General features: G+C 36.7%; 20 protein-coding genes and 2 tRNA genes. 10 read left to right on the top strand and 12 right to left on the bottom strand.

Translation table 11 applies throughout. The annotated features are described in order from the left end of the window. The first annotated feature begins 49 nt into the window (after positions 1-49). From IW16_RS21130 to IW16_RS21115, 4 genes are all read left to right on the top strand, one after another. Positions 50-664, top strand: coding sequence for a hypothetical protein (locus IW16_RS21130; RefSeq protein ID WP_034749293.1), 615 nt, complete (start codon positions 50-52; stop codon positions 662-664). A 4-nt stretch (positions 665-668) separates the two neighbouring features. After that, positions 669-1,772, top strand: a complete 1,104-nt coding sequence (locus IW16_RS21125) for an agmatine deiminase family protein (protein ID WP_034749755.1) — start codon at positions 669-671, stop codon at positions 1,770-1,772. Between the two features lie 381 nt (positions 1,773-2,153). Further along, the gene (locus tag IW16_RS21120; RefSeq protein ID WP_034749290.1) at positions 2,154-2,792 is read left to right on the top strand and encodes an HdeD family acid-resistance protein; all 639 of its coding nucleotides are present in this window, start codon (positions 2,154-2,156) and stop codon (positions 2,790-2,792) included. Between the two features lie 11 nt (positions 2,793-2,803). Beyond that, positions 2,804-3,235: a hypothetical protein gene (locus IW16_RS21115; protein WP_034749288.1), complete on the top strand. Its 432-nt coding sequence runs from the start codon at positions 2,804-2,806 to the stop codon at positions 3,233-3,235. 160 nt (positions 3,236-3,395) lie between these two features. On the opposite strand, the gene IW16_RS21110 is transcribed toward IW16_RS21115, so the two are convergent. Together IW16_RS21110 and IW16_RS21105 are read right to left on the bottom strand one after the other, a co-directional pair. Further along, a tRNA-Gln gene (locus tag IW16_RS21110) sits at positions 3,396-3,466 on the bottom strand. A 248-nt stretch (positions 3,467-3,714) separates the two neighbouring features. Beyond that, positions 3,715-3,785, bottom strand: a tRNA-Gln gene (locus IW16_RS21105). 100 nt (positions 3,786-3,885) lie between these two features. Here IW16_RS21105 and IW16_RS21100 point away from each other — a divergent pair. The 4 genes from IW16_RS21100 to IW16_RS21085 all read left to right on the top strand — a co-directional run bounded on the left by IW16_RS21100 (position 3,886) and on the right by IW16_RS21085 (position 7,225). Beyond that, the gene (locus IW16_RS21100; protein WP_034749285.1) at positions 3,886-4,917 is read left to right on the top strand and encodes an AMP-binding protein; all 1,032 of its coding nucleotides are present in this window, start codon (positions 3,886-3,888) and stop codon (positions 4,915-4,917) included. Between the two features lie 37 nt (positions 4,918-4,954). Further along, positions 4,955-5,347: an alternative ribosome rescue aminoacyl-tRNA hydrolase ArfB gene (arfB, locus tag IW16_RS21095; RefSeq protein ID WP_034749283.1), complete on the top strand. Its 393-nt coding sequence runs from the start codon at positions 4,955-4,957 to the stop codon at positions 5,345-5,347. Positions 5,348-5,692: 345 nt separating this feature from the next. Next, entirely contained in the window at positions 5,693-6,073 is a 381-nt protein-coding gene (locus IW16_RS21090) for a GreA/GreB family elongation factor (protein ID WP_034749280.1), read from the top strand. Positions 6,074-6,250: 177 nt separating this feature from the next. Beyond that, positions 6,251-7,225, top strand: coding sequence for a deoxyhypusine synthase family protein (locus tag IW16_RS21085; protein ID WP_034723588.1), 975 nt, complete (start codon positions 6,251-6,253; stop codon positions 7,223-7,225). Between the two features lie 263 nt (positions 7,226-7,488). Here the strand turns inward: IW16_RS21085 and IW16_RS26750 are convergent, their stop codons facing one another. Continuing rightward, complete coding sequence (locus IW16_RS26750; RefSeq protein ID WP_165572012.1) at positions 7,489-7,635, bottom strand: hypothetical protein; 147 nt, start codon at positions 7,633-7,635, stop codon at positions 7,489-7,491. A gap of 118 nt (positions 7,636-7,753) precedes the next feature. On the opposite strand from IW16_RS26750, the gene IW16_RS21080 reads away from it, so the two are divergent. Both IW16_RS21080 and IW16_RS21075 read left to right on the top strand, forming a co-directional pair. Further along, complete coding sequence (locus IW16_RS21080; protein WP_034749277.1) at positions 7,754-8,050, top strand: MGMT family protein; 297 nt, start codon at positions 7,754-7,756, stop codon at positions 8,048-8,050. A gap of 107 nt (positions 8,051-8,157) precedes the next feature. After that, complete coding sequence (locus IW16_RS21075) at positions 8,158-8,952, top strand: alpha/beta hydrolase (RefSeq protein ID WP_034749274.1); 795 nt, start codon at positions 8,158-8,160, stop codon at positions 8,950-8,952. Between the two features lie 237 nt (positions 8,953-9,189). Here IW16_RS21075 and IW16_RS21070 read toward each other — a convergent pair whose 3' ends face one another. The 9 genes from IW16_RS21070 to IW16_RS21030 all read right to left on the bottom strand — a co-directional run bounded on the left by IW16_RS21070 (position 9,190) and on the right by IW16_RS21030 (position 17,980). Next, positions 9,190-9,573, bottom strand: coding sequence for a helix-turn-helix transcriptional regulator (locus tag IW16_RS21070; protein ID WP_034749753.1), 384 nt, complete (start codon positions 9,571-9,573; stop codon positions 9,190-9,192). Positions 9,574-9,686: 113 nt separating this feature from the next. Next, entirely contained in the window at positions 9,687-10,472 is a 786-nt protein-coding gene (locus tag IW16_RS21065; protein ID WP_131327948.1) for a hypothetical protein, read from the bottom strand. 9 nt (positions 10,473-10,481) lie between these two features. Continuing rightward, positions 10,482-10,838, bottom strand: a complete 357-nt coding sequence (locus tag IW16_RS21060; protein WP_034749268.1) for a hypothetical protein — start codon at positions 10,836-10,838, stop codon at positions 10,482-10,484. A 2-nt stretch (positions 10,839-10,840) separates the two neighbouring features. Beyond that, positions 10,841-11,392, bottom strand: a complete 552-nt coding sequence (locus IW16_RS21055) for a LemA family protein (protein ID WP_034749265.1) — start codon at positions 11,390-11,392, stop codon at positions 10,841-10,843. Between the two features lie 21 nt (positions 11,393-11,413). Continuing rightward, positions 11,414-12,493: a hypothetical protein gene (locus IW16_RS21050; protein WP_034749262.1), complete on the bottom strand. Its 1,080-nt coding sequence runs from the start codon at positions 12,491-12,493 to the stop codon at positions 11,414-11,416. Positions 12,494-12,582: 89 nt separating this feature from the next. After that, positions 12,583-14,475, bottom strand: coding sequence for a molecular chaperone HtpG (htpG, locus tag IW16_RS21045; protein WP_034749260.1), 1,893 nt, complete (start codon positions 14,473-14,475; stop codon positions 12,583-12,585). Between the two features lie 233 nt (positions 14,476-14,708). Beyond that, positions 14,709-15,716 (bottom strand): recombinase RecA, encoded by a 1,008-nt coding sequence (gene recA / locus IW16_RS21040; RefSeq protein ID WP_034749257.1) that lies wholly within the window; start codon positions 15,714-15,716, stop codon positions 14,709-14,711. A gap of 204 nt (positions 15,717-15,920) precedes the next feature. Beyond that, positions 15,921-17,108, bottom strand: coding sequence for an oxygenase MpaB family protein (locus IW16_RS21035; protein WP_034749751.1), 1,188 nt, complete (start codon positions 17,106-17,108; stop codon positions 15,921-15,923). A gap of 98 nt (positions 17,109-17,206) precedes the next feature. After that, positions 17,207-17,980, bottom strand: a complete 774-nt coding sequence (locus IW16_RS21030) for a LuxR C-terminal-related transcriptional regulator (protein WP_034749254.1) — start codon at positions 17,978-17,980, stop codon at positions 17,207-17,209. Between the last annotated feature and the right edge of the window lie 18 nt (positions 17,981-17,998).

Below are 17,998 nucleotides of genomic sequence, written 5' to 3'. Positions count from 1 at the left end.
ATCCGGGCTTAAGGAATTTCTACAGAACAAATTTAGAAAACAAGACAGAATGAAAAAAAATGGAATTCTCTTGATCATATTAATTTCATCGTATGCAAAATCTCAGGTTTCTATCCAGGCTTGTGGTGGAAACAAAGAAGCTGAGGTGTTGGGAATTTATGATAAAGATTTTAAAAACAGATGGAATTACTTTGTATCGGGAACAGCCTCCTATGATTATGAGACAAGAAAAGTGAGTCCCGGAATTTATCAGAGCCTTAATTATTACGTGGGGAACGATTGGGGAGCGTCTGCAGGAGTTTATATTTCGGATGAAGATGTGATGCCTTCGTTAGGAGTGGCTTATGTGAAAGAAACCCGAACCTTGGGAATCAATTTATTTCCAGCTGTTACCTATTCATTTGATACCGGAAAATTTGGATTAGGACTTTACACGCTAGTGGAATATACCCCTAAATTGAATGAAAATCTTAATTTCTACAGTATGCTGATGGTAGAATCTGATTTCAGTTTTCAGGAGCATCAGGCCAGCAGTCAGATCATCCGTTTGGGAATAGAAAACAGCAAAAAGATGCAGTTCGGGATAGGAAGCAATATTTCGCAGACAGGAAGTACTTTTGAAACCGATATCAATTTCGGACTATTTATTGGAAAAAAATTTTAATGATATGAATCAATTATTTGCACTCGCCTTATTATTCAATACTACATTTTGTATGGCACAGACTTATCACTTTCCCGAAGAATCTTCCCCTCATGAAGGAACATGGCTGCAATGGCCCCACCATCATCAGCACGGTACAGAATACCGTAAAAGAATAGAACAAACATGGATTGATATGACACGCGAACTTCAGTCCGGCGAAAAAGTTCATATCATTGCTTATGATGATACCGAAAAGAAAAGAATTTTTGATCTCTTGGAAAAAAATAAAATCTCTTTAAAAAATGTTGATTTCAAAGTATACCCTACAGACGATGTCTGGATCAGAGATAACGGACCTATTTTCGTTAAAGATGGCCAGGGACGTGTATTAATCGAAGACTGGGGTTTCAATGGATGGGGAGGAAAATATGATTACGAAAACTGTGATGAAATTCCTCAGCGGATCGGAACAGATCTGGGCATTAAAGTAATTGATCTGAATGAAGAAATGGTGAATGAGGGAGGCTCCGTAGAAACCGATGGAAACGGTGTTCTCATGGCTTGTAAAAGTTCAGTGATCAGCCAGAAAAGAGAATCTACAAGAACAAAAGGAATTACACAGCAGGAAGCTGAAGACCTGTTTAAAAAATATTATGGAGTTTCCAAAGTCATATGGCTGGATGGTGTTACAGGACTGGATGTTACGGATATGCATATTGATGGTTTTATGAAATTCATCAATCCTAATACCATGATCACAATGGACGAGGATGGCCTTTTTGAAATGGGACTTACGGATAAAGATATCAATACACTTTACGAAGCATCTAATATCGATGGAAAAGAGTATAAAAAAATATACCTTCCTGCTACTAAAAATAAAGTAAAAACAGCCTATGGAAAACAGTTGGAAGATAAAGGTTCTTATGTGAATTTCTATGTGGCCAATAAGGTGGTTCTGGTTCCGAATTATGGCGATCCCAACGATAAGGTAGCTAATAAAATGATACAGGATCAGTATCCGGACCGAAAAGTTATAGGGATAGATGTAAGAAATTTATACGAAAACGGTGGAATGATCCACTGTGTAACGCAGCAGCAGCCAGCCGGGAGTTTTCTGAAATAAATCTAAACTAAAGAACGAACGGTAAAAGCATCTGATAAGATAAATTGAATTGAACTCATTTTTTCTTTTCGGATGCTTTTTTTTAATAAATATTATTACACATAATGAATATTGGGTTTCTGTATTTTCTTTGTTTATAGGGAATGTTAGAAAAAGAATAGGTCGATGTCATTAGAAATGATATTTCTTACTTTTTGTGAATGTTAAATAGGTCTGATCAACAAATAATTAGTGTTTGATTTGGCTATTTACTACGTTGTTTTTTTGTAAATTAGTGACAGGTTACATCTCGAATTCATTAGAAAAACTGATTATTTTGAGAGTCCTGCGGACAAGCTGAACACCGCGACACAAAGTAAGCAAAACTATAAAAACACATATATGGCTAATTTATTTGAAACCCTGACAAACACAGTGAAACATTGGTATATCCCATTGATCTTTGGAATTGTATTTTTAATCTGCGGTTTTTATGTATTTAGTGTACCTCTTGCTACGTATGTAACTCTTTCAATATTTTTCAGTATTTCCTTTTTATTTTCAGGGATTACGGAAATATTTTTTTCCTTACAGAATAGCAAGTCGCTCCAGGGATGGGGTTGGTTTCTGGTAAGCGGATTATTGACTGCTGCCATTGGAGTGTATCTGGTCGCTTATCCGCAAATTTCAATGTCGATTCTTCCGTTTGTGATAGGATTTACTTTGCTGTTCCGTTCCTTTCAGCTGCTGGGATTTGCTTTTGATTTGAAGAGTCATAAAAATCTGAACTGGGGAAATGTTGCCTTGGCGAGTGCGGGAGGGATTATATTCTCTTTACTGCTTATATTTAATCCAGTATTTACAGGACTTTCTTTAGTTACCTTAACGGCTATATCTTTTATTTTCATAGGAATTGCATCCATCATGCTGGCTTTAGATCTTAGAAAGCTTAAAAAATTCCCGGGAAAAATAAGTGAAGAACTGAAAAGTAAAATGAAATCTCTTCAGGATGAGATTGATGATTTAAAAATGAGAAAGTAAATAAAGAAGATATGAAAAAATTGATATTAATATCGTTCGTTTGTATTGGAACAGCAGCTTTCTCTCAAAATAAGAAGATCGGGGATCAATATGCATCCAGACAGCCACAGGATCTTTCTGTTCCACCTCCGCCAACTATTACTTTTCCGGCTCAGTTTCCGGGTGGAAATAAAGCTTTTGTGAAAAAAGTTGAAGAGAATTTGAATAAAGAGGCATTAAAGTCTTTATCACAAAAATTAGATACACAAATCATTCTTAAAATCGATAGTGACGGAAATGTTTTGAATATTTCTACTTATGGAAAAAATGATATTTTTAATGATGAGGTGAAGACAGCTGCAGCAAAAGCTACCGATAAAATACAATGGACTGCCGGAAAAAATAGTCGCGGTGAAAAGGTAATTGATATTGTGAAAATTCCTTTTCGGTATAAAAATTTGTAGATTCTTTCATCTAATATGATTCTGTTCAATAGTTTTATAGAATTAAATGAAAAATGCATTGTAGGACTTTGCCTCTTCCTCTGCGAATATGGTGAAGAGTTTGAATTAAAAATCGATCACTTTATAAAAACAAAAACCATCCTTAGAAAAGGATGGTTTGTAGACCCACAGGGATTCGAACCCCAACTGATGGTACCAAAAACCAGAGTGCTACCGTTACACCATGGGTCTGTTTTATTTTGATGCTGCAAATTTACAATTTTTTTCTTTACAGGCAAGACTCTCCCGAAAAAAAGTAGGGTGTTTTTTAGCCTGAAACAGGTAATAGTCTATGTTCTTAGCAGTTAAGTTTTGTTTTTATAAGATACCTGTATTTTTTTGAATACCTTCGTTAGGTTACAGACGACAGAATAGTTAAAAGCTTTGACATTATATAACAAAAAAACCATTTGAAAAATCAAATGGTTTAAAATAAATTGTAGACCCACAGGGATTCGAACCCCAACTGATGGTACCAAAAACCAGAGTGCTACCGTTACACCATGGGTCTGTTTTTATTTTGGTGATGCAAATTTACAGCTTTTTTCGATAGATACAAGAACTTTTTAAACTTTTTTTTAAATTTACACGACTTTTTATTTGATATAATCATGCTGGTAGACTTCAAGAATCTCAATATTAATAATTTATCCTTTCAAACGGATTTCGAACATAAAATCAAATTTTTTTTGGATGAATGGTTTTCCGATGGACATACCGTAAAAGTGCAGACCTCCGGTTCCACAGGTGTCCCTAAAATTTTTGAAATCGAAAAAAAGAAAATGCTCAATTCTGCTGTGATGACCTGTAATTTTTTAGGTTTAAAAGAAGGAGATAGAGCATTGATCGTTCTTCCTGTAGAATATATTTCCGGTAAAATGATGCTGGTTCGTTCAATTGAAAGAAAATTAAAGTTAATTTCTGCAGAACCGTCTCTTAAACCGGCAGAAGATTTGGATGAAGAAATAGATTTCTGTGCAATGACTCCGCTTCAGGTCGAAAATTCTCTCGACAAACTGCATTTAATAAAAAATCTGATCATCGGGGGAGCTGCGGTTTCCGAAAATCTGAAGGATAAAATCTTAGCTAAAAGGAACCTTTCCAGTTCAAACCGTATTTTTGAAACGTATGGAATGTCTGAAACCCTTTCCCATATTGCTTTAAAAGAACTTATGCCCAAACAGGAAGATTACTTCACTGTTTTTGAAAATGTTTCAATTTCTTTGGACGAAAGAGGCTGTCTGAAGATTTTTGCACCAAATGTAAATGCTGAGGTACTGCAGACTAATGATTTAGTTGAAATTAAAAACGAAAAACAGTTTAAATTTTTGGGAAGAATTGACAATGTCATTAATTCAGGCGGGGCAAAAATTTTTCCCGAAAGCTTAGAAATTCTGGTCAAAAAAGAAATTCCAAATGAAGCGATATTTGTCGGCATAAAAGATGAAAGCCTCGGTCAGAAATTAATACTGGTCATTGAAGGAGAAGAATCTACAGATCTGATTAAAAAAATATTGGAAATTGATTTTGAAAAAAGCTTCCACAAACCCAAGAAAATTGTTTTCACTGAAAATATCCCAAGAACTCCAAATGGCAAAGTAAACCGGATGGAATTACATAAAATAATAGAGGCAGGGCTATAATATTTTATCTTTACCCTTTTAATCCATTCATTAAATCATGAAAGACTTTTCAAAAGAACTCAGTTTCAAAACTTCCCGCAGCAGTGGGGCAGGTGGGCAGAATGTGAATAAAGTGGAAACTTCTGTGACGGTTCTTTGGCTTGTCGCTGAGTCCGAATTTTTTCATGATGATCAAAAGGAACTGATCCAGACTAAACTAAAAAACAGGATCAATGCTGAAGGCTATATGTTTCTCACCGTTTCGGAAAGCAGAACCCAGCTGATGAACAAAAATAAAGCGATTGAAAAAATTATTGAAATCGTAAATAAAGCGCTCATTGTTCCCAAGAAAAGAGTCCCAACCAAACCTTCGAAAAACCAGAAGCAGAAAAGACTGGACACCAAAAAGAAAATTTCCGATAAGAAAGAAAACAGGAAATTTAAATTTTAGAAAGCAGCAGAATAGGGTGATGTGTTTTGCAGGTCAAAAAAAATGAGTATCTTAGGGTATTAATAATATTATTATAAAATATGACAGCAACTATTTCTTTATCTGCAGATTGCCACTCTAATGGCCTTTTGCTGTCGTTGCTGTACTTACATACAGATTCTTTTCTTAAAAGTTCCAAGGACTTTATTAATTAAGCCCTGTCAGGATCCACGACAGGGAAAGTATTCCGGTAATTTTACATATTATTTTTTGCAGTTGTCTACGGCGAAAAGACTAAACAGGTCTTTATCCCGCATTGGATCACTGGGTATTACTGCATCCATCAATTAAAAAAAGAATTAGAACATGTCCGATCATATTATTGTAACCACAGGAATCTATGATGCTATTAAAGATACCCTCAGAAGAAAAAAGGTAAGCATCCTTGAAGAGAAAAGACTCACGGAAGAATTGAGGAAAGCCAAACAGGTACTCAGAAGAGATCTTCCGGAAGATGTTGTGACTGTGGACAGAAAGGTAACCATCAAAGACCATACTCAGGATTTTGAACATGAATATATTTTCGTTGCTTCTGCAAAGGCTAAACCTGCAAAAAATAAACATTCCATCCTGTCGGATATTGCTCTTGCCACCGTTGGGTATAAAGTTGGGGATGTTATCGATTGGCCTTTTAAAGAAGGAGAGAGAAAAATTGAGATCTTAAAGGTGGAAGCCTGGGCAGGATAACAATAGGTAAACAATAGTTAATAAAGTATAGCCCTCTTGTGGCTGTACTTTTGATATAAAAGTAAATTTTAAGATGATTTTTTATCATTTGTTAAAAAAGAATGCCCAGACAGGAGTTTCTTGAAGGACTCATGTTGCATTCCGTTTTTAAGTTTTATCTTTGCAAAAATTAAAAAAATGAGCAAACCGATTTCTGAATTTATAGAGAAATATTACCTGCACTTCAATGCTGCTGCCTTGGTAGATGCATCTAAAGGGTATGTTGCACATCTTAAAGATGGCGGAAAAATGATGATCACTTTGGCAGGGGCGATGTCTACTGCTGAATTGGGAAAGATTCTTGCAGAAATGATCCGTCAGGGGAAAGTTGATTTTATCTCTTGTACAGGAGCTAACCTTGAAGAAGATCTGATGAATCTTGTGGCACACTCTCACTACGAGAGAGTTCCTCACTACAGAGATTTGACAGCACAGGATGAGTGGGCTTTATTGGAAAGAGGATTAAACAGAGTTACAGATACATGTATCCCTGAAGAAGAAGCTTTCAGAAGACTTCAGAAGCATATCGTAGATATTTGGAAAGATGCAGAAGCTAAAGGTGAGCGTTATTTCCCGCACGAATTCATGTATAAAATGATCCTTTCAGGAGTGCTTGAGCAGTATTATGAAATTCCAAGAGAAAACTCATGGATGATCGCTGCAGCTGAGAAAAACCTTCCGATTGTAGTTCCGGGATGGGAAGACTCTACTATGGGTAATATCTTTGCTTCTTACTGTATCAAAGGTGAGCTTACCGCAACAACGATGAAATCAGGGATCGAATACATGATGTATCTTGCAGACTGGTATACTAAAAATTCAGCTGGAAAAGGAGTTGGTTTCTTCCAGATCGGAGGAGGTATCGCCGGAGATTTCCCAATCTGTGTAGTGCCGATGCTTTATCAGGATATGGAAATGCATGACGTTCCTTTCTGGTCTTATTTCTGTCAGATTTCAGATTCTACAACATCTTACGGTTCATATTCTGGAGCAGTTCCAAATGAGAAAATCACTTGGGGTAAACTGGATATCACTACACCGAAATTTATCGTTGAAAGTGATGCAACCATCTGTGCACCATTGATGTTCTCTTACATCTTAGAAAATTCTTAAGAATAACCTTCTTATAAAGATACGAACGCTTCAATGTATTTGAAGCGTTTTTTTTAACCCGTTATGGCGAGCATAACGAAGAAATCTCACTTCAAAACAGAATCGAATGACGTATTCATCATCCATACTTATGCAAAAATAAGTGCGTGTCCCCCGCCGTTCCTAAATCCCAAAGGGGGGTCGGGCTGCTCCGGGCTCCACTTCGTTCCGGTACGATGTACCGCTCACTACCGTTCGCGCCCTCCATATCCCTCACGCGGAGATCAGTCAAGGGAATTCACCAGCACAAAATAACGGTAGGCCAAAATTCCTTTCTCAATCTTGGTAAGACTGTTCGGATCTTTACTGCTCAATTTTGGGAGCATCTTTTTATTCACTGCGTTCAGCAGTCTGAAAAATGATTTTTTCATATCTTTATATTTAAAATGAAACATCATTGAATAACTAGCAGTTCAAAAATGATGCAAAAGAAGATGTAAACTTAATTTAGGCTATATTTTTCATTGAAATTAAACAGAGGTATTGGCTATGGACGAAATTTTCAAACAACAGATTTACGAGATCACAAGACTTATTCCGAAAGGAAGAGTTTCCTCTTATGGAGCTATAGCTAAAGCGGTGGGCTATCCCAATCATTCCCGCCATGTAGGAAAAGCAATGGGAGGATGTCCTGAGGATGTCCCTGCGCACCGTGTAATATCCAGTTCGGGAGTATTATCTGTCCCTGAATTTCAAAAAAGGCTGGAAGCAGAAGGGATTACTGTTGAAAATTTGAGAATAAAAGATTTTAAAAAACTGTTTTGGAATCCCTTAGAGGAACTTTAATCCCGTAAATCTACCATTCGGTCGATTGTATTCACCTTTCCGTCGTCTTTTTTTTTTAACCTGCTAAGGATCGCAATACCTTTGGTTCATAAATAAAACAAAAACTTATGAAACCAATGTCAATCTTCTCGTTACTGTTTCTTTTTATTGCGGTATTTTCAAATGCACAAATGGATGATAAATTTTATCAGCCCAGCAAAGAAATGAAACCTTTTGAGTTTAAAACACCTGAACAGGTCAGTTTTTCTGTAGATAAAGATACCATTACAGCTTTTATCGCAAAACCTAAGATAACAAGCCCAAAGAAAACAATTTTCTATTTTCATGGTGCTGCAGGAAACGTAACCACCTATCAGTTCATGACCAAACCTTTGGTAGATGCCGGATATCAGGTTGTAATGATCGACTTCAGAGGATATGGATTATCAACAGGTAAACCTTCTCATAAAAATGTGGCGGAGGACGGCCAGAAGTTCTTTGATGAGCTGATGAAAAAATCCGACATTAAAAATACAAAAGTGTACCTCTACGGTGCTTCTTTGGGAACTCAGATTGCAGCTCACCTTGCAAAAGATAATGTTTCTAAAATTTCAGGTCTTATTCTGGATTGTCCGATGGCTTCTTTTACGGATATTGCAGCTCACTTTGCCCCTCAATATAAAGATTTTATCCTCCAGTCAATGGTTTCTCCATACGCAGCTAAGGAAGATGTAAAAGCTTTAGGAAAACTTCCTGTACTTATCATTCATGGAGGAGATGATAAAACAGTTCCGTTGGAACAGGGGAAATTGGTTTTTGATAATACTTCCGGAGCGAAAGTATTCATACAGTCAAAAGGAGATCACCTGCAGGGATTGGTCAATAATAAAGAAGAAATTCTGAAGGCCATTGAAAAATTATAAAGATGGTTCCGGCGGCGAAGCCGCCGGAACCAAAAAAAATATTATTTCATATTTCAACCAGTAGAAGTCGGATCACAATTCCCTTTCTATGAAGAGGTGGATTTTTACCGCAAAAATGCGGGGGAGTTAAAAAAGTACATCCAGTATATTGCTACAAATAAAAATGCCCTAAATACGGATGAGTATTCAGGGCATTTACAATATATAAATTAGCAGGTGGATTTTCAAAATCCACTGTTATTTTCTTCCTCTGCTGGGAGTTCTTAATTCTTCTTTTAATTTTTCATTTTCCTCTTTCAATAGAGCGATATAATCCTGTAGATTCTTGATAATAGATCCCGGAATATTATTAAACTGATTCATTGTTCCATTTCCGGAAGAACTGTCATTAAATACAGGATGGTCATAATTAATAACTACTTTCGCTTCCTCATCTTCATAAATTTCTTCAACATTAACATCGAGGAAACGGGCAATTTTGTCCCATTCGTCCCTGATGATCTTTACATCACCGCTTTCTTTTCTGCTGTAGTTGGATACATCAGTTGCGATAATATCAGCTACCTGCTGCTGAGTATAGCCTTTTTGTTTTCTGATGACGCGTAATTTTTCTTTTTGCATATCCGGCATTTTATACAAAAATGGAAAAAAAGGATAATGTGTACAAGGATTTATGGCACAAAAATTCAAAAAATACATAATGAGATGGTATGCTTCCAATCACGCTGTATCAATTATTTTGACATTCGTTTTTTGAAGTTCGAAAACCTACGTGAGCTTTTAACTGGTTTTTCTTTAGTAAAAATAACTTTTAGATATCCGAAGAAAGCAGGAATCAGAAGAGTTACAAAAAGACTGCAAATTCCCAATGCCCAAATCGGCATATCATTTCTTCTCCCCTGAAAATATTCCCAGATCACCCAGGACATGGCACCGATAAAGAATAACATAGCTGCAGGAAAAACCAGGTACAGAACAAACCCCATTCCTATCCGTAAAATAATAGAATAGTCCAGCCCTAAGGAATATAATAAGAACCAAGCCATAGCCAGACCGAGTAAAAAGAGGAATAGAGAAACAATAAATATAGGAAGTAGCTGCGTTTCAAAACTTAAGTTGGTTACCCTTTGATCTCCATTTTCATAACCAATGGTTATTGTTTTTCCAATTTCTACAGGATCGCTGCTTCCATAGTTTAAAGGTTTTTTTATCGTTTGGTTATTATCATTTCTGAATTCTACTACAGCGGTTTTTGTATCATTACTGCTGGAGTCTGTGAAATCATAATCCACAACCTTAGCCTCATATTTTGGGGCTGAAAAAAAAGCGGTGACAGGGTGAGCAATCAAAGCCACCAGACCGAAAAAGAAACATGAAACCACAAAAACGACCAGTGCAGGGTAAATAAACGAAGTGGGAGAAATTAATGTATCATGACGCTTGGATTTCTTTCTTCTGTAATTCATAAACAGAGTGAATGCTGTAAATAGTAAGGATGCCCATAAAATGAATTGTCCCATAGTTTTGTTTTAACGGTTGTGTTTGTTTTTTAATTTAGAGGCGTCTTTTATAAAATTCACGGTCTCCTCTGTATTGAATAACGTGAAAATCGTTACACAAAAAAGAATACATATATAAATCAAGGTCAGCTTCAGTTTTTCAAAGCCTGTAAAAGCGGAGAAAAAAATAAAAGGGATCAACACAATAACCGACAGTCCGAAAGTGAGAATAATAAATTTGAGGATTTTTTTGACAAATAATATCTTACTGAAAACACTGTACAGTATACACAATCCCAGTGTAAGAATGGGAAAACCAATAGCCAGACTTCCGAAAAATTTTTCAGAACTGATAAAACTGCCAAGTGAGCCTAAATCTATTTCCATAATTAAAAAGTGATGTTGTTATACTGTTTTTCGCTTTCAGAGAATTGAAGCATTTCCATTTTTTGGTAATTCATCATTTTGGCAAAAATAAAATCAGGGAACACTTCAATTCCGGTATTGTAAAGATTAATAGAATCGTTGAAATACTCTCTTCGGTCAGCAATGATATCTTCCAGCTCACTTAATCTTTTTTGCAGTTCAAGAAATGACTGGCTGGATTTTATTTCGGGATAACTTTCTACGGTAATCATAAAAGATTTTAGTTTTCCGTCCATATGACTCGCAATTTTCATTTTTTCTTTGCTTTCATGGGTACTGAAATACTGAGAGCGGAGCATTACAAGTTCTTTCAAAATTGTATTTTCGTTCAGTGCTGTGGCCTTTACCGTCCTTACCAGATTAGGGACTTCGTCTGCACGCTGTTTCAGCACCACATCAATATTGGAAAAAGCTTTTTGAGAATTATTCTTAAGCATCACCAGTCTGTTGTAGGTATTGATTAAGAAGGTAATAAGACCGACTGTGACTATCGTTATGAGTAAAAGCGGTATCATGTTTCAGTTTTAGATTAATGGCTAAAAAAAGCCTTCAAAAGGGTTAGAATGTAATATTTCTTTCCAGTTTCTTTTTTCAATAATGATTTTAGTCCCATTCATTGTAATGGGCGTGAAAAGAATAAAGGCAGAACAGACAGCAATGCATGCTAATGTGGTCAGTGCTCTCAGCTTTAAGGGCCGCCATTTGTTGAAAAAATTGACAATATCTAAAGGGGCAATTCCAAACACTTTTTTACCCTCATCAAAACGGAGAATAGAATGGGAACCTTCATAAAATGCCTGTCCGATTAAGAGGAAGTCAGTTTTTTCATCGAGAATAAATTCCTGATAACGTTTTCTGCCATCTTCCCGCGAATTTGTTGGTAAAAAGTTAATCCATTGAAGTTGGTCGGGAATGATTTCTATTTTTCCGGTTTCATCTTCAATATAGAAGTTTTTAAGTTCCATTTTTCTGGAGATTTCACGGTAGGATGTTGAGGTTCTGCCATCATCATCTCTTGACGTGTGGATTTCATCAACAGTATAAATATATCCTACACAAGAGGTATCTGTATCCGGAGAAACGACTGAATGAATAGCTTTTGCCTTTCCTGAAATTTCTGCAAGACCCATCGCTACACTTTGTATCGTTGAAGTAGGCAGAATTCTCTGGTAGAAGTAAAAGCAGTTGGTATTATTGGGGAGAATAGAACTTACAATGATCAGAAAAAAAATAATGAAGAAAGAATAGAGTCCTAAATAGAAAAAAGCAAGGTATCCCAGCAGGGCCAAAAGTCCGCCACCAATAATTTTCCAGACCGGGATTTTATTTTTTTGCTGTTCTTTAAAAGAATCAATCGTAGATTCTATACCGTTTTTTATAAACCCTATAATCGCCATGACGAAAACGGAAAGAAACAAGACAATGAAAATAATTCCTGATTCTTTTTGAAAGAATAAAAAAGCGACTCCTAAAATAGCGGGATCTACGATAAACATAATCCAGCCTGGTTTTAGATTTACATTGAAGATTCCAGACAAAATAAGCGTATGAAACAACGCAATTCCTAGACTGAACAGCAAGAGAAAGGGAAGTATTTCAGAGGATATTTCGAACATGGATTACGTTTTGAACAAATGTAATGATATTCCTAATAACAAAAACGGCATAGATAAACTATGCCGTTTCTGCTGATATTCTTCTGATATTATTTTTCGAGCTGCTTGTAGCTTCTCTGGATAAAATCTGTAAGGTCTTTTCCTTTCAGTAGATTCTGCGATAGTTTCGCGAGATCCAGAGCGTACCTGATCAGCGTTTCTTTCTCCTGAGGATTTTCAGTCTTTAAGATCTGGCTGGAAAGTTCACTGTTTGAGTTCACTACCAGATTGTACATTTCCGGGAAGCCTCCCATACCGAACATTCCGCCTCCGCCTGTTGCCTGCATCTCTTTCATTCTTCTCATAAATTCCGGCTGAGTGATGGTAAACGGAGCATCATTGCTGTCAAGATCTTCAAGCTGTACTGTGAATTTAGCATCCTGTACGGCTTCTTCCACGTTCTTTTTTAATGATTCCTTTTCAGTTTCATTTAATTTGGAAATAACAGGTTCGTCTTTCTTGATCAGATTATTGATATGGTCTGCATCTACTCTTGCAAATGAGATCTTCTCTTTTGAAGTTTCCAGTTTCTGGATCACGTGAGAAATAACAGGTGAATCCAGTAACAGTACATCATAACCCTTATCATTTGCAGCCTGAATGTAGCTGTGCTGTTCGTCTGCATTGGTTGCATAAAGGACTACGGTATTACCGTCTTTGTCTGTATGTGCAGGCTGTATTTTTTCAATCAATTCATTCCACAGGAAATATTTTCCGTCTGTGGTAGGATATAAGGTAAATTTATCTGCTTTTTCTGCGAATTTCTCTTCCGTGATAATTCCGTATTCGATTACTATTTTAATGTCATTCCATTTCTGTTCGTAATCTTCACGGTTCTCATTAATCAACGAAGACATTTTATCAGCTACTTTCTTGGTAATGTAAGATGAAATCTTCTTCACTGCACCATCTGCCTGAAGATAAGAACGGGAAACGTTCAACGGAATATCCGGAGAATCAATTACCCCTCTCAGAAGCATCAGGAAGTCAGGAACAATACCTTTCACCTCATCCGTTACAAATACCTGGTTCTGATACAGCTGAATTTTATCTTTGTCAATATTCAAATTATTGCTCAGTTTCGGGAAGAATAAAACTCCTGTAAGATTGAAAGGATAGTCAACATTCAGGTGAATATTAAATAAAGGCTCTTCAAACTGCATTGGATACAGTTCGTGGTAGAACTTCATATAATCTTCACTGGTCAGTTCGCTTGGTGCAATGGTCCATGCTGGTGTTGGATTATTGATGATATTGTCTACCTCCTCAGTTTCAGCAACCGCATCTTCAGCTGCATCTTCCGGCAATGGAAGGGTATGGGTTTTTGTTCCGAATTTGATTGGAACAGGCATGAATTTATTATACTTTGAGAGAAGCTCACGAATCTTAGATTCTTCAAGAAACTCGGTAGAATCTTCTGCAATATGAAGAACGATTTCTGTTCCTCTATCTGTTTTGTCAGTGGTTTCTTCAAGAGTGAATTCAGGACTTCCATCACAGATCCATCGTACTGCTGCACCTTCTTTATATGATTTTGTAATAATTTCTACTTTTTCTGCCACCATAAATGCAGAATAGAAACCAAGGCCGAAATGACCGATGATTCCAGAGTCTTTTGCGGAATCTTTATATTTCTCAAGGAATTCTTCAGCTCCGGAAAAAGCAACCTGATTGATGTATTTCTCAACCTCTTCAGCAGTCATCCCAATTCCCTGGTCGATGATGCGTAAAGTTTTTTGCTCCTTATCGATTTTAACCTCAATTTTCGGGTTTCCGTATTCCACTTTAGCTTCCCCGATACTTGTCAAATGCTTTAATTTCAAAATAGCATCTGTTGCATTGGAGATCAGTTCTCTCAAGAATATTTCGTGGTCACTGTAAAGAAATTTTTTAATAAGTGGGAAAATGTTTTCCACAGATACATTAATATTTCCTTTAGTCATCATATTTTTAGATTTTTTAATTTCTTATTAATGCTCAAAAAAAATACCATGAAGAAGAATGTGACAGAATGACAGAACATCACTTCAAGTTAAAAGGAATCTATTAAAATTCAATAGAAGCGGCTTTAGCCCGTTTATAAAATATAAATACATTCATTGGCTGTAGCCGAAACCTAAATTATAAAAAAAAGACAGCCCGAAAGCTGTCTTAATTTATATAGATTGAAAAAAAATTATTTAACCTTATTTTTCAATTCTTCTTTGATTTTGTTTTCCAATTCCTCAGCTAGCTCAGGGTTGTCTTTTAACACATCTTTTACAGCGTCACGACCTTGTCCTAATTTGGTTTCTTCATAACTGAACCAAGAACCACTTTTCTTTACAATTCCCTGTTCTACAGCCTGATCAAGGATTTCTCCTGTCTTAGAAACTCCTTCACCGTACATAATGTCGAATTCAGCCTGTTTGAAAGGCGGAGCTACTTTGTTTTTCACAATTTTCACTTTCACACGGCTTCCTACTGCTTCATCTCCATTTTTAATAGGTGCACTTGCTTTTCTGATATCTACTCTTACAGAAGCATAGAATTTCAATGCGTTACCTCCTGTAGTTGTTTCCGGGTTTCCGAACATTACACCGATCTTTTCTCTCAACTGGTTGATGAAAATTACAGTACATTTTGTTCTTGAAATTGTAGCCGTCAGTTTTCTTAGTGCCTGAGACATCAGTCTTGCGTGAAGACCCATTTTGGAGTCTCCCATTTCACCTTCAATTTCTGCTTTTGGAGTTAATGCCGCAACAGAGTCAATGACAACGATATCAATTGCCCCTGAACGGATCAGGTTATCAGCAATTTCCAGAGCCTGCTCACCATTGTCCGGCTGAGAAATGATCAGGTTTTCAAGATCGATTCCCAGTTTTCCTGCATAGCCTCTGTCAAAAGCGTGCTCTGCATCAATAAATGCTGCAATTCCTCCTGCTTTTTGAGCTTCTGCAATGGCGTGAAGAGTTAACGTTGTTTTACCGGAAGATTCAGGTCCGTAGATCTCAATGATTCTTCCTCTTGGATATCCACCTACTCCAAGAGCGATGTCTAATCCTAAAGATCCGGAAGGAATAACTTCAATGGTAGTATCGATAGTACTGTCACCTAATGTCATTACAGTTCCTTTTCCGTATGTTTTATCTAGCTTGTCAAGCACTAATGCAAGTGCTTTTTTCTTATCGTCTATGTTGCTCATCTGTTGTTAAAATAATTGTTCAAAAATACGGAATTTTACCATCAAAAACTAATATTATTTAATTTGAAAAACTGTTTTTAGAGTTAAATAATTATAATGTTTTGAGGCTGATGTCATTCATTACGAACGGAATGTGGACTTTTATGATTCAAAACATAAAAAAAATATTTTTCGTCTTTGATAGCTGCTCTGCCTGTTGATTTTCTAATGAAAATTTGAATTTTTTGTAATTTTCAGATAATCTTCCAGTACTTTCATCTGGTCTTTGTCTCCCTTTTTTATTCTGGCATCTCTGCTTACTACCGTATCATAGATCTTGTTGATCAGGATTTTTGTTTTAGGAAATAAATTTCTATTTGGAACCTCAGGAATCTGTAACCTTTTGCAGACTTCATCATCCAACAGGAACCATGTACAGCAAATATGCAGATACCTCAGGCTTTTCCTTTGAAACTTGAATTTTAGAATTGGATTTTCCAGAGATTCGTTCAGTAAAGAGTGAGCCAACAGGATAGAATCTTTATCTGAAGGGGGCTGTACAGAAGTCCAGAGATAAAAATATTCTGTTGCCTGCTTTTTGGTATCGGGAAGAAGTTCTTCCGGAATTCCCAATAAGTATCCCACATATTTCCAGAGATGGAAAATACCTTTCTCTTCTTCTATAGAAAAAGTGTTTCCTAATTTTTGCAGACTATGAAGAAAAACAAGACTGAAACCAATATAGGTAGCCATCATATCCCAGGAATTGATCGGTTCGCCCCAGTTTTCAGTATCCCATTGCTTGTAATGCTTCTTTATCGAAAGCCTGGCATAAGAATGAATCAGGCGGGTCTTTATGGCAAATTCATATCCCTTTGCATGGAGATGAAGTGCATCATAACGGGTAGCATTCACCCAGAAATCCAGGGTTTCGGAAAGGCGTTTTACAGCACCTTTTTTCAAAGCCTCAGTAGCCGTAAGAGGTTTGTTGAGATAAGCATAATCATAGCCGCCCATCAGGCAGTAATCCCTAAGTGATATCAGCGAGTCCAGATTACTCCGCATGCAGAGTTCGGCGCCACTTTTCAATAGACTGTAATCAAGCCAATCTGGAATATGCTGGGTCTGAGAGAACAGTTTCTTGACACTTTCCGGAACATCGGCTGATTCGGAAACACCGTTTCGTATATAATCTTCAATCTCCCGGGAGGCTTCCTGATATTTTTGAGTAAAATAGACCTCTTTTACGACTTCATCTCCAATGTCATCTACATGATAAAAGTGAGAGGCAAATTTATCAAACTCCTTAAAACTCACCTCGGCTCCGGAAAAATCAATAAGCTGTTTTCCATTTCCCTTCTCCCAAAAATCTTTGAAGTGGGTGGAGTTTTTAAAACGGGGATGTACGGTCATTTTTTCCATTGCACTATAAAAATACAAGTTTTGCACCGAAATTCCCTGGTGAGATTTATCAGCCTTTCAATAAATCCTTTATATGAAAATGGCAGATATCAGACAAGCCCTCTTTCAAAAGCCTTTTTTACAAGTTCCTTGCAGTTTCTGGAATCCGTTTTCCGCAAAATATTTTTTCTGTGTGTACGCACAGTATGTTCAGAAAGACTTAGGGACTGGGCTATTTCGGGGCCGGAATAGCCTTTGGTAATAAAGGCAAGGATTTCCATTTCCCTTTTCGTTAAATGTTCTGAAAACTGTTCAGGTTTCGAAAAGCATTCCAGTTTCACCTGTTGAAAATCATTTCTCGGACCTATCCCGGAAATCAGAACGGTAAAAGAATTTTCTTTGGTGATATGATGGATATTGGTATGGATATTTATAGCCTGTACAGGGATGCCGGTCTCATCTTCCATAGTAATCATGGACTGATGATGGAAAAGTTCATAGTTTCCTTCTGCTGTTTTCATTCTGAAGCAGTAGCTGCATTTAATATATAGCTGATGTTCCAGACCTATTTCTGTCATTTTGTCGATCAGGGTCTGTTCTGCTTTCATCACAAATTCCATATCATCGGGATGAGTAAGATCAAGAACATCCTTTAAGTTTTCAGGGTAGGATTCAAGTCCGTGAAGTTTTAAGATGTTTTCATGGTGGTGTGAAAGTGTACTGTTGGTAAGATTAAGGGCATAATAATAAAACTCACCGATCGCAAACATCTCACCGATGATGCGTTCGACAGGAGGTCTATTCAGGATCTCTCTGTCTCTTCTGATGCCTGGATAAGTATTCCAGACTTCAATGAGAGGATGTTTTTTTTCTGAATTCTCCATGAATAAATAGTTTTACGC

Source organism: Chryseobacterium vrystaatense (genome assembly GCF_000737765.1).
Classification (GTDB): Bacteria; Bacteroidota; Bacteroidia; order Flavobacteriales; family Weeksellaceae; genus Chryseobacterium; species Chryseobacterium vrystaatense.
The sequence above is the reverse complement of the archived record's forward strand: the minus strand, read 5'-3'. Positions and strand labels throughout refer to the sequence as shown.